The sequence below is a fragment of the Lysobacter sp. P5_B12 genome (assembly GCF_056400425.1).
The window spans coordinates 120,680-132,491 of sequence record NZ_JBFULG010000003.1 but is presented as its reverse complement, the minus strand read 5'-3'; the positions used below and the strand labels follow the sequence as shown (position 1 = coordinate 132,491).

Below are 11,812 nucleotides of genomic sequence, written 5' to 3'. Positions count from 1 at the left end.
ATGCTGGAACGGAAAACCCCGCCTCGTGCGGGGTTTTTCGTTTTGGCCTGGCGTTCTCCTCAACGCAATCCGAACTGCACCAACTCCGCGCCACCATGCGCGACTGGTGCTTCGACGCGCACCACGCCGAGGTTGCGGCAGTAATACTTGTATTCGACATCGCCGGGCGTCAGCGCCGTCGTCTCGCGCGTCTTGATGCAATCATGGAAACGCCCCAGACCCGTTTCGACGCGAATGCCCACGCTCTGGATCAGCGCAGCATCTTCGGCGACACCCGCTTCGAACTCCTGCAAGTAATACGTTCCGACCACGGGCCGGTTGAACATCAGGATGCCCGCCTTCGCGCCGCGCGAGCCCGCCTGCCACGATCCCTCGTGCGAGGCATCGATGCGTTTGCCGGCGTCGTCGTAGGTGTATTCGACCGTGGCTTCGCCGAAATACCAGACGTTGCCGCCGTTGTCCTGGCCGTACCAGTCCTGCGTGTCTTCCAGCAACAGCACGCGTTTGCCGTTGCACTGCGGATCCGACCACACCTTGTCGGTGACCGTGCGCGCCGCCAGGCCCGCGTAGGCGCCCTTGAAATCGCGCTTGGCCGCGTTGGTGACCACGACGTCGTTGACCTTGCACTCGCCGTCTTCCAACTCGTACGACACCGTGCGCGTGCCCGGCTGCATCGGCGCGTACGGATTGTCGATCACGAGCGGTGCGTGGAAATTGGAGAGGCGGAATTCCGGTTGGATGGGACCGGCTGCGAAAGCAGTGCTCGCGGAAAAGGCCAGGATCGGAAGCAGACAGGCCACTGCGGTGCGGTGCTTCATGGCAAATCCTCCGCGCGGGCCCATCAGGTTGACTGCCGAATGCGTAATGCGCGCTCATGACTTCCTCAGCGGGCCGTTAAGCCCTCGCACTGCCGCGTGGCACGGCTGAGTTGCGCTGCGGCCGTTAACGGCCGCCTGAGCCAGCATTAAGGGGGAATTACTTGCGCGCGCCCACGATGGCCCATGGTCGCGTTGCGTCTCTCGCAGGCAAGCCAACGCGCGCTTCTGTTCGCGGTCTTCTTCGCGTTGGCGTTCGCCTTCCTGGGCAGCCGCGGCCTGTGGGATCCCGATGAGGGGCGTTACACCAATGTCGCCGCGAACATGTTGTCGAGCGGCGATTGGCTGGTGCCGCATCGGCAGCAGGAAGTCGGCCATTGGACCAAGCCGCCGCTGACGTACTGGGTGGTCGCCGCAAGCATGGGCGTGTTCGGGCTCAATCCCTGGGCCGCGCGGCTTCCCGTCGCACTCGCCTATCTCTCGTGCATCTGGATGGTGTCGCGGATTGCGCGACGGCTCGCACCCGGCCAGGAAACGCGCGCCGCGATCACCTTCGCCACGATGTTGTTGCCGGCGATCGCCTCGCAACTGGTGACGACGGATTTCCTCCTCGCCGCATTCGAAACGCTGGCGATGTGGGCCTACGTCGAGTTGCATTGGGGCGATGGCCGCGCGCATTGGCGATGGCTCACGTGGATCGCCTTCGCGCTCGCCTTCCTGACCAAGGGGCCGCCGGGCTTGTTGCCGATGCTGGTGGTGATCGGAGCCGAATGGAAAGCACCGCGCGAACGTCGCGTGTTCCGGCCGCTGGCGTTCTTCGTGTTCGCGCTGTTGGCGACCTCGTGGTTCGTCGCGGTCACCACGCGAAACCCGCACTTGTTGCGTTACTTCCTCGGCATGGAAGTCATCGATCGCCTCACGACGAACGAATTCCGCCGACACGGGGAATGGTATGGCTGGGCGGTGGTCTACATTCCGACGCTGTTGGTCGGCACGTTTCCGTGGACCTTCGCGTTGTTCGGATGGATCAAGGGACGCTTGCCGACGTCCATCGATCGCTTCGTGGCGGCATGGATCCTGGTGCCACTGATCGTGTTCTGCATCGCGCGCTCGCGATTGCCGCTGTATCTGCTTCCGCTGTTCGTGCCCCTGGCGATCGCGACCGTGCTGCCGCGACCGGGGCTCGGTCCGATCCAGTGGAATGCGTTGATGGTCTGGGTCCCCATCCTGATCGCGATTCGCATCGTGGGCGCGGCCATCGACTCGCCGCAGGATGCGCGCGCCTGGGCCGATGCGATCCGCCAGCGCGCGCCGGGCCACGTCGACCAGGTGGTGTTCGTCGATGACCCCGCGCGTTACGGACTGCGCGTGCATCTGGATGCGGAAATCGAAGACGTGTGCCTGGCGCCGATGGCGCCGCCCGGCGACACGGCGATCAACCCGGCCTACGACGAGGACGCGGCGCGCGAGTTGCTCGACGATCCTGATCCGTTGCACACCGTGTGGGTCGTGCAGCAAGTGCAGTGGACGCAGGTGCAGGCCTATCTGCATGCGCGCGACCAGCGCGCCGTCGCACTGGGTGATCCATGGAGCGGGCGCGTGTTCTTCCGCGTCGAATCGCCGTCGACCCCATGACGCCGCACGCGTGACATCCGCGCGGCTCTATCGCCCGCAGCTGATCGCGATGGCGGTGACCGCCGTCGCCCTCGCATGGGTCTTCCACGCCTCCGCACTCGACCTGCGTCTTGCCAACCCCTGGTACGACCCCGTCAGTCATAGCTTTCCATTGCGGTCCTCGTGGATCACGAAGTACGCGATCCATCGGCAGCTCAAGCTCCTGTCGATCCTCCTGGGGCTGATCATGTGGTGGATCGCCCTGCGTGCCTTGCGCGCGCGCACGGGCTTCCTGGCCACGCACAGGCGACGGCTGTGGTGCGTCGCGATTTCCTTCCTCGCCGTGCCGGCGGTGATGGCGATCCTGCAGACCATGAGCTCGATGCACTGTCCGTGGGACGTGATCGAGTACGGCGGCGGCGCGCCTTATCGCGACCTGCTGCAGGCGCCGCTGGCCGGCGTTCGCCCCGGCCATTGTTTTCCCGCGCGGTTCCTGACCACCGGCTCCTGGATGCTGTCCTTCGCGTGGTTGTGGTATCCGGAGAAACCGCGACGCTGCATCGTCATCGGTGTCCTCGCACTGGCGTGCGCGTTTGCGCTCGGATGGATACAGCAGATCCGGGGCGCGCATTTTCTTTCGCACACGCTGTGGTCGCTGTGGATCAGTTGGGGGATCGTGCTGTTGGTCCACGCGCTGTGTGGTGCGTGGCGCGAGTCGACGGACGCTTAGAACTTTTTCTGGTAGGCGACCATGACGCCACCGTGCGGCAGCAATCCCATGATCAACGGGTGCTCCCGCTTGTGCGCCCAGATCCCCCACGCCACGCCGATGCCCGCGCCCACGATCACGTCGCTCTGCCAGTGCCCGTGCACCTTGACGCGCGCGATCATGTCGTAAGCGGGCAACAGGGTCAGTGCCCACACCGCGGGGTGGTCTTCGTGGTACTCGGCGATGAAGGGCGTCACGATCGAACTGATTTCCGCGGCCTCGCCACTCGGAAAGCTGCCGTAGCCGCTGCCGTCGAAGAAGTCGCCGGGATCGCTGTTCTGGCTGGGGCGTTCGCGCGAGAACACGGCCTTCATGACCGTCGTCGTGCCCGCGGTGAGCACCATCGAATCCAGTGCCTGGTCGAAGGTGCGCCCCATGCGCGTGTCGCTGTCGGCGAAGGCAGCCCCACCGATCGTCACGACGGCGGCGGTCAGCGCGAATTTCTTCTGCGTGTCCCGATTCCAGATGCCAGAGTCGTCGTAGGTGACCACGTGATCGATCAGGAACGGGTTGCCGGCGTGCGATCGACACGGAACGAGCAAGGCGCCGACCAGGAACAGCGCGGGGGCGGCGCGACGAGGAAACATGGGCGAGCTCCTGGCGTTGTTACAGCCGTTATTCGCCCTTGCGCGTTAGTCGATGCTGGGCGGGAACTCAGCCGTGCGTTAACGCCGGAACGCGGGCTGACCCGCGATTGCCTGAACACGACGAGCGGGCTGGCCCGCCGGCCAACGCCGGACTACGATCCTTGCCTGCCTGCGCTCCACGGGAGATCGATGATGCAGTTGTCGCGCGCCGAACTCGATGCCGCCCTGTTCCAGCTCCACGCGTCGGTCCCGCTGTGGCGGGACGCGCTCGAAGACGAAGACGCATTGCGCACGACCTACTGGCGCCTGGCCGATCGCCTCGTCGACGCGGCCCCCACGCACGATCGCGATTGGGTGGCGCAGCAAGTGGCGGCCATCGAACGCAGCCGATCCGTCTGACCTAGCGCCGTCATCTTCCTTCGGCCAACATCAACGATATGGCCGAAGCCCGCGAGACCCCTCCCCCGCCCCCGCGCGTCGAATCCGGCGCGTGCATCGCGCATCGCCTGTTCGACGTCGCCGATGCGATCGACCTGGGGTTGGCCGAGGAACTCTGGTTGTCGGCGGCAGGGCGGCCGACGCGCCGTACGCATCTGTCGCGCGCGTCGGCGAATGAACTGGCGTACGAAGTCCCGCCCACGCTGCTCGCCTTGTCCCGGATCGAGGTGCAGGTCGAAGGCGTTGCGCTGCAGGCGGACGTCACCGCGCGCCTGTACGACTTCGGCGTGATCGCCATTGCGCTGCGCTTCGATGCCAGCGGGCGCACGTGGGACGCGTTCGCCGAGTACTGCAACCAGTTGGATCGCGCGACCGGTGCAAGCCAGGACGCCTCGCTCTGGAACGCCACCTTGCGCGGCGTGCTGGACGTCATCGCGCCGGCCTTGAGCAAACCCTCCGCGCAACACCTCGAAGAAGACTATCTGTTTGCCGTCGTGCATCGCTTCAGCGAACCGATGACGGGCGCGCAGGTGCGTTCGCGCGTCGACCTGGCGCAATGGTTGTCGGGCGATCCGGGCGCCCTGTCCCGCCAGGAACAGGACGAACTGACGCGCCAGTCCTACTCCTATCGCGTCGACGATCTCGTCGTGCTGACCTGGGATCGCGCGTTCATCCTCGATCCGCGCGGCGAATCGGATGTCATCGACATCATCGAAGTCGCCAACGCGCAGTTGCTGGAGATGCGCTACTACGACGAATTGCTGGACGACGAGTTGTCGACGATGTACCACCTGCTCGAGAACGCGCGCGGCGGGTTGTCGCTCGTTGCATCACGGCGCGCCGCGCGGCTTGCGCGGCGGTTGTATGGCCTGGTGGCGGAGGTGACTCGGCTCACCGAGCGCGTGGACAACTCGTTGCAGGTCACCGAAGACGTGTATCTGGCGCGTGTCTATGGTGCGGCGCTCGATTTGTTTCGCGTGCCGAAACTCGGTGCGGCGGTCGATCGCAAGCTCGCGATCATTCGCGATACCTACGGCGCGTTGTACGAGGAAGCGTCCAGTCGCCGCGCCGAGCTTCTGGAGCTGGCGATCGTGCTGCTGATCGTGTTCGAGATCGTTCTGGCGCTGGCGAAGTGGTGAATCACAGGATCCGGCGATACACGATGAATCCGGATCGCTCCGCGACGGTGTCATAGAGCTTGCGTGCGACTGTGTTGGTCTCGTGGGTCTGCCAATACACGCGCGGCAGGCCCGCGTGGCGGGCGAAGTCGTACACCGCTTCGATCAAGGCCTTCGCCACGCCGCGGCCGCGCACCGCAGGGGACACGAACAGATCCTGCAGATAGCAATTGGATTCGATCTGGATCGTGCTGTGGTGGAGGATGATGTGGGTCAGGCCGACGAGCACGCCTTCCTGCTCCGCTACGAAGGCGCGCATGGGCACGGCCGGATCGAGTAGCCGCGCCCAGGTCGTGGCGGTGATCTCCGGCGCGAGCGCAGTCGCGCCATCGCGGCCGTAGAAGGCGTTGTAGCCAAGCCAGAGCGGCAACCACTGCGCATGGTCGCTGGGGGTGATCCTGCGGATTTCGATTGTGGCCATAGCGCTTTTCGGTCCCTGGACGCAAGCCGCATCCGCCCTGGCGAATATCCCACTCGTGGGAATGATTGTCTTCGATTCGCGCAATTGTTCGTCGCCACGCGGCCCATAGAAAGGTCCCGCTGCACGTTGCCCTGGCGTTGGCCGGGGCCCTCCAACAAGGAACGAACACATCATGCGCAACACCAAGCTGGTCTCTTCCCTTCTCCTCGCCGCCACGCTCGGCGCCGCCGCCTTCGGCGCGCAGGCGCAGGACAAGGGCTTCTACGCCGGTGCCGGCGTCGGCCAATCCTTCGTCGACGAAGGTGCCTACGACGACGAGGACACCGCCTTCTCCGCGTTCGGTGGTTATCAGTTCAATCGCTATTTCGCGCTGGAAGGCGGTTACGCCGATTTCGGGCAGATCGAATCCGACCGTCCCGGCCAGCCTTCTCTGGAAGGCGACACCGCGTATCTCACCGCGGTGGGCATCATTCCGATCACCGACAAGTTCTCCGCCTACGGCAAGGCGGGCGTGCATCGCTGGAACCTGGACAACGCGTTGCCCACCCTGACGGGCAGCAACGACGACAGTGGCAGCGACCCGACCTATGGTGTCGGCGTGCAGTACCGGATCAACGATCGCGTCGCGTTGCGCGGCGAATACAGCCGATTCGAGATCGGCGATCTGGACACCGACCTGGCGCAATTCCAGATCCGCTTCGATTTCTGATCGCACCAATCTCCGCTGATCTTTGACGCATACTTCCTCCCCTGCGGGAGGAAGCGATGCGTCGTTTGCTCAGCTGGTTTTGCGTAGCAGCGCTGATCCTGCTCGTCATCGCGGGCGGTGGGCTGCTGCGTGCAAGCCGCATCGCGCCGGCGGCCACGGGCAGACCCAGTCACGCCCTGCCCTTGCAGCCGGCGCAAACGGAAATCGACCGCGAACTCTCGCCCCTGCTCGCTGCCCATCCCGGCGAGACAGGGGCGATTTTCCTGTCCGATGGCGTCGATGCGTTCGCGGCGCGCGCGCTTTCCGCGCGCAAGGCCGGCCGCAGCCTCGACCTGCAGTACTTCATCTGGCACAACGACCTCGCCGGCCGCCTGCTGGCGAACGAAATCCACGACGCCGCGCAACGCGGCGTGCGCGTGCGGATCCTGCTCGACGACATGAACGCCGTCGGGCTGGATCCCTACCTGCTCGCGATGGATGCGCACCCCAACATCGAACTGCGCGTCTACAACCCGTTCCGCAATCGCGAAACCGCCGGGCGCGTCTTCGACCTGCTGCTGCGGCCCTTCAGCGTGAACCACCGCATGCACAACAAGGCGTGGATCGCCGACGGCCGCGTTGCGATCATCGGCGGTCGCAACATCAGCGAGCAGTATTTCAGCGCAGATGCGCAGGTGAACTTCCGCGACCTGGATCTGCTCTTGCTCGGACCGGCCGTGCAGCAGGCGAGTGCGATTTTCGATGCGTATTGGAACAGCGCCGCCGCGGTGCCGATCACGACCCTGGGGACGGGGGATCCGAACGCGCTGCGCACGCTGATGGCGGGCGTCCATCGCGACGCGCGTAGCCGAGCCGCACGGCGCTATCTCGATCGCGTGGCCGATTCGCAACTGCGGCGCGACTACTATCGGAGAACATTGCAGCCGCGCTGGACGGCGGGCATCCAGGTCGTCGCCGATCCACCGATCAAGTGGAAAGACGACAACCGTGCGCAATGGCTGGTCGGGCGGCTCACGCCGATGATCTCCTCGGCACGCCATCAGGTGTTGGTGATCTCGCCCTACTTCGTGCCCGGCGAGGACGGCACGGCAAGGCTCACCGCCTCGGTCGAACGCGGCGCGTACGTCGGCGTCGTCACCAACTCCCTGGCAGCCACCGATGTCTATGCCGTGCACAGCGGTTACGCGCAATACCGCGAGCGCCTGCTGCGAGAAGGCGTGGATCTCTACGAACTGCGTGCGACTCCGCGCGCGCAAGCGACACCGATCTTCGTCGGCAACGGCGCCAGCCTGCACACCAAGGCCTTCGTGGTCGACGGTGCGCGCGGCTTCGTCGGATCGTTCAATGTCGACCCGCGCTCGAAGACGCTCAACACCGAGATGGGTGTGGTGTTCGAAGACCCGGTCATGGCCGCGCAATTGCGCGGCGAGTTCCTGCGCCTGATCGCTCCGCCGATGAGTTACCGGGTGTATCGCAACAAGGACGGGGAGCTGCGCTGGCTCGACCGCACGCCCTCCACCGCCGTCGTCATCGAACACGAACCGGACACGAGCGCCTGGCGCCGCAGCCTCGCGCGGATGTCGGGCTGGCTGCCGATCGAGTCGCAGCTGTAACGTGGCGCGCGGCCGCGCAACGCGATTACCCTTCGCTGCATGACCTGGCGTGCAACGCGGTGGCACCTCCTCGGCGATCGCCGGGGCTGGCTCATGGCTGCCGCGATCGCGATCGTCGGCTGCACGGCGCCGGGACGCGCGTCCGGCGCAGAGGATCCGATGCAGGTGGCGCGCGATGCCGCCGCGCGCGCCGAACGTGCAACGGGCAAACGACAGGCGACCCGCGAATGGTTGCGCTGCGCCGGCAACGCATGGCGCGCGATGCCGGCTGCCCGCGACGATGCTGCCAAACTGTCGACGCGATGCACCGACGCATTCCTCGCACGGGCCTTCGCACAACGTGCGCATGGCTGGAAAGCCGGCGCGACACGCGTGGATGGCCAGGATCTCCGCGTCGAGTTCCGCGGCCTCTCGCCCGACCTGCAAAGTCCGCTGACACTCGCTCGCGCCTTGGACATCGACCTGGGCCCCTATGGCGAGCGCCATCTGACGCCCGGCTATGGCGTCGCACTCGCGGTGATGTCCGCGCGCTGCAAGGACACGCCGCGCTGCGCGCTCAATCCGCCGGAGGGGGTGTTCCGGCCCGCGACGGCGTGGATCGAACAGGACGCCGATGCCGACGTCCCCACGCTCGTGTTGACCGATCCGTTCCGCCACCCCGTCTTGACGACTACGTCGGGCGATCGACCCTTGTCCGTCGATGCGTCCGCGCCCTATGCCCTGGGCGCCGGCACATCGAAGTTGAACCGGCTGGGTGTCTGGGGATTGCTGGGCGGCCACGAGATCGGTCGACGCGTGGGCGTGTACCTCCTCGACGAATACGACCCGAACAAATCGCCCATCGTGATGATCCACGGGCTCGGCAGCAGTCCGTTGATCTGGGGCCGGTTGTCGAACGCGATCTGGGCCGATCCCGCTCTCCGCGCCCGCTATCAGATCTGGCACGTGGTGTATCAGACCGACCCGCCGCTGCTCGCCGCGCGCCTGCGGGTGCAACGTTATCTCGACGCTGCATGGCGCGTGCTGGATCCGGAGTGCGACGACCCGGCGCGCGCGCACATCGTGCTCGTCGGCCACAGCATGGGCGGCCTGGTCGCGCGCATGCTCTCGGTCGACAGCGGACAGGCGCTGTGGAATGCCGCGTTCGTCGAGCCGCTGTCGCAACTGCGCGGCGATCCGAAACTACTGGCGACATTGGACGCCGTCTTCCACTTCCACGCGTACCCGGGCGTGTCGCGCGACATCTTCCTGGCCACGCCGCACCATGGCGCGCCGCGCGCCGAGACCATGTTCAGTCGCTTCGTGCGTGCGCTCGTGGGCAACAACACGCCGGAAATCCGCGGGCTGCGCAAGATCGCGCAGGACAATCCCGACGCCATGCAACCGGCCTTGCGCGAGGTGTACCAGCGCGGCGCGCTCAACAGCATCTCCACGCTGCAGCGCAAGCAACCGGTGCGCGCGGCGGGCGAAGCGCTGCTTCCGCGCCCCGGCATCGCGTACCACACGATCGCGGGTGTGTTGCCCGGTTCGCAACCGCCGGGCGATGGCGCGGTGCCCCTGGAAAGCGCGCGCATCGCGGGCGCGGAGTCGACGCTCGTGATCCCGTCGCACCACCAGATCTACGACAACCCCGAGGCCATCGCGGAAGTCCTGCGCATCCTGCACGAGGACCTGGGATCAATGCATCGTGCCGCGCTCGATGAACCGCTGATGCCAGGACAGTGCCTCGCCAAGTAAATGCGGCGTGTGCTTGCCGTAGGCCTCGCGTGAAGCACGATCGAAGTAATCCTGAAGCGCGTCCCGATAATCCGGGTGTGCGCAGTGCGCGATGACGACCCGCGCACGTTGCTTCGGCGACAGTCCACGCAAGTCCGCCAGCCCCTGTTCGGTCACCACGACCATGACGTCGTGTTCGGTGTGGTCGACGTGGCTGACCATCGGCACGATCGTGGAAATCGCACCATTCTTCGCCGTGCTGGGCGCCATGAACACCGACAGGTATGCATTGCGCGCGAAGTCGCCGCTGCCGCCGATGCCGTTCATGATGCGGCTGCCCGCGACATGCGTGGAATTGACGTTGCCGTAGATGTCGGCCTCGATCATGCCGTTCATCGCGATGCACCCCAGGCGCCGGATCAGCTCGGGGTGGTTGGAGATTTCCTGCGGCCTGAGCACGATGCGTTCGCGGTAACGCGCGACGTTGGAAACGAATGTCTCGATGGCCGTTGGACTCAGCGAAAACGCCGTCGCCGAAGCGACGCGCAGGACATCGCGTTCGATCAGGTCGAGCATCGCGTCCTGGATGACCTCCGTGTACGCGGTGAGATCGTGGAAGCCCGAGTCGGCCAGCCCGGGCAGGACGGCGTTGGCGATATTGCCGACGCCCGACTGCAGGGGAAGTAACGAAGGCGTCAACCGGCCGCGTTGAATTTCATGGCGGAAGAATTCGAGCAAGTGTTCCGCGATCCGGCGCGATGCGGCATCCGGCGGATCGAAGGGTGTGTTGCGATCCGGCGCGTCCGTCTCGACGACGGCGACGATCTTGTCCGGATCGCACTGCAGCCATGGTTCGCCGATGCGGCTGTCCGCGCGCACGAGCGGGATCGGCTTGCGGTTCGGCGGCAGTGCCGTGCCGTAATAGATGTCGTGCATGCCGCGCAACGCAGCCGGCTGCCAGTGGTTGACCTCCAGGATCACGCGCTGCGCCTGTTCGAGCCAGGTCTTGTTGTTGCCGACCGACGAGGAGGGCACGAGATGGCCGTCTTCGTCGATCGCGGTGACTTCCACGATGGCCACGTCGATCGGACCGAAATAGCCGAACCACGTGTATTGGGCGACGTGGCTCAGGTGGAGGTCGATGTAGTCCAGTTCGCCGGCGTTGATGCGTGCGCGCAACACAGGGTCGGATTGGTAAGGAAGGCGCAACTCGATGCCTTCGGCTTGCGCAAGCGCGCCATCGAGTTCCGGTGCGGTCGACGCGCCGGTCATCACCTTGATGCGGAACACCTCGCCGCGTTCGTGGGCCGCATGCACGCGGGCGGCCAGCGCGGTCGGCACCGCCTTCGGATAGCCCGCGCCGGTGAATCCGCTCATCGCCACGGTCATGCCGTTGCCGATCAACGCTGCCGCCGCGTCGGCATCCATGCGCTTTGCGCGCAGTCGCGGGTCGCGGATGCGATCGCTCATCGGAATCTCCTCATGGCGCTCGGGTCGCGCCCCGCCAGTTCTTCGCGGCACGCCATGCTGAATTCGGCCATCGGATTCATCGCCACGTTGTCCATGATCTCGTGGACGTCGCCGAAGGTCTTGTTGGGCGCGCGATAGGTTTCGATGATCTGGCGAACCACCAGGTCGCCCTGCTCGACGACCCGCGCCGACGACACTACGCGCATGCGACTGAGCAGTGCGTACAGGGTGACCATGTTGGAGATCTGCGGCGTGTCGTGCTCGTAGGCATCTGCATACCAGCGCGAGGCCTCTTCGATGAACTTGCGGTAGAGCTTCTCCTGCCTGTTACGGCGGAGCGCCAACTGCCGCTGGGTGAATTGCAAGCGCTGGCTGAGCCACGACGAGGCCATAATGGTCACGCCGCCGATGGTCGATCCGGCCAGTGCCGCCGTTGCTGACATCATTGCAGGATCCATGCTCGGCCTCCCGGGTTGTCGGGC

At 65.7% G+C, this 11,812-nt stretch carries 12 protein-coding genes; 7 read left to right on the top strand and 5 right to left on the bottom strand.

The genetic code is table 11. The annotated features are described in order from the left end of the window. Positions 1–59: 59 nt before the first annotated feature. The gene (locus tag AC1DOM_RS06785) at positions 60–818 is read right to left on the bottom strand and encodes a hypothetical protein (protein WP_498961554.1); all 759 of its coding nucleotides are present in this window, start codon (positions 816–818) and stop codon (positions 60–62) included. A 183-nt stretch (positions 819–1,001) separates the two neighbouring features. On the opposite strand from AC1DOM_RS06785, the gene AC1DOM_RS06780 reads away from it, so the two are divergent. Together AC1DOM_RS06780 and AC1DOM_RS06775 are read left to right on the top strand one after the other, a co-directional pair. After that, positions 1,002–2,450 (top strand): ArnT family glycosyltransferase, encoded by a 1,449-nt coding sequence (locus AC1DOM_RS06780; RefSeq protein WP_498961552.1) that lies wholly within the window; start codon positions 1,002–1,004, stop codon positions 2,448–2,450. 10 nt (positions 2,451–2,460) lie between these two features. After that, the gene (locus AC1DOM_RS06775; protein ID WP_498961550.1) at positions 2,461–3,159 is read left to right on the top strand and encodes a phosphatase PAP2 family protein; all 699 of its coding nucleotides are present in this window, start codon (positions 2,461–2,463) and stop codon (positions 3,157–3,159) included. On the opposite strand, the gene AC1DOM_RS06770 is transcribed toward AC1DOM_RS06775, so the two are convergent. Beyond that, on the bottom strand, positions 3,156–3,785 hold the full coding sequence (locus tag AC1DOM_RS06770) for a phosphatase PAP2 family protein (RefSeq protein WP_498961548.1): 630 nt from the start codon (positions 3,783–3,785) through the stop codon (positions 3,156–3,158). The two genes, AC1DOM_RS06775 and AC1DOM_RS06770, sit on opposite strands and share 4 nt — an antisense overlap. A 192-nt stretch (positions 3,786–3,977) precedes the next feature. Between AC1DOM_RS06770 and AC1DOM_RS06765 the strand changes: the two genes are divergently transcribed. Together AC1DOM_RS06765 and AC1DOM_RS06760 are read left to right on the top strand one after the other, a co-directional pair. Beyond that, positions 3,978–4,184: a hypothetical protein gene (locus tag AC1DOM_RS06765; protein WP_498961546.1), complete on the top strand. Its 207-nt coding sequence runs from the start codon at positions 3,978–3,980 to the stop codon at positions 4,182–4,184. A gap of 38 nt (positions 4,185–4,222) precedes the next feature. Then, positions 4,223–5,362 carry a hypothetical protein gene (locus AC1DOM_RS06760; protein WP_498961544.1) on the top strand — a complete coding sequence of 380 codons (1,140 nt, stop codon included), beginning with the start codon at positions 4,223–4,225 and terminating at the stop codon, positions 5,360–5,362. 1 nt (position 5,363) lies between these two features. Here AC1DOM_RS06760 and AC1DOM_RS06755 read toward each other — a convergent pair whose 3' ends face one another. Beyond that, a complete protein-coding gene (locus AC1DOM_RS06755) occupies positions 5,364–5,822 on the bottom strand; it encodes a GNAT family N-acetyltransferase (RefSeq protein WP_498961542.1) in 459 nt (152 codons plus the stop codon). A gap of 172 nt (positions 5,823–5,994) precedes the next feature. On the opposite strand from AC1DOM_RS06755, the gene AC1DOM_RS06750 reads away from it, so the two are divergent. The 3 genes from AC1DOM_RS06750 to AC1DOM_RS06740 are packed head-to-tail and all read left to right on the top strand — an operon-like array spanning position 5,995 to position 9,881. Next, positions 5,995–6,531, top strand: coding sequence for an outer membrane beta-barrel protein (locus AC1DOM_RS06750; RefSeq protein WP_498961540.1), 537 nt, complete (start codon positions 5,995–5,997; stop codon positions 6,529–6,531). Positions 6,532–6,587: 56 nt separating this feature from the next. Continuing rightward, entirely contained in the window at positions 6,588–8,144 is a 1,557-nt protein-coding gene (locus AC1DOM_RS06745) for a phospholipase D family protein (protein ID WP_498961538.1), read from the top strand. Between the two features lie 39 nt (positions 8,145–8,183). Next, positions 8,184–9,881 (top strand): esterase/lipase family protein, encoded by a 1,698-nt coding sequence (locus AC1DOM_RS06740; RefSeq protein ID WP_498961536.1) that lies wholly within the window; start codon positions 8,184–8,186, stop codon positions 9,879–9,881. Here the strand turns inward: AC1DOM_RS06740 and scpC are convergent. Next, positions 9,822–11,330: a succinyl-CoA:acetate CoA-transferase ScpC gene (gene scpC, locus AC1DOM_RS06735; protein ID WP_498961534.1), complete on the bottom strand. Its 1,509-nt coding sequence runs from the start codon at positions 11,328–11,330 to the stop codon at positions 9,822–9,824. The genes AC1DOM_RS06740 and scpC overlap by 60 nt on opposite strands. Beyond that, entirely contained in the window at positions 11,327–11,788 is a 462-nt protein-coding gene (locus AC1DOM_RS06730) for a hypothetical protein (protein ID WP_498961532.1), read from the bottom strand. Before AC1DOM_RS06730 ends, scpC begins: the two co-directional genes overlap by 4 nt. Positions 11,789–11,812 lie beyond the last annotated feature (24 nt).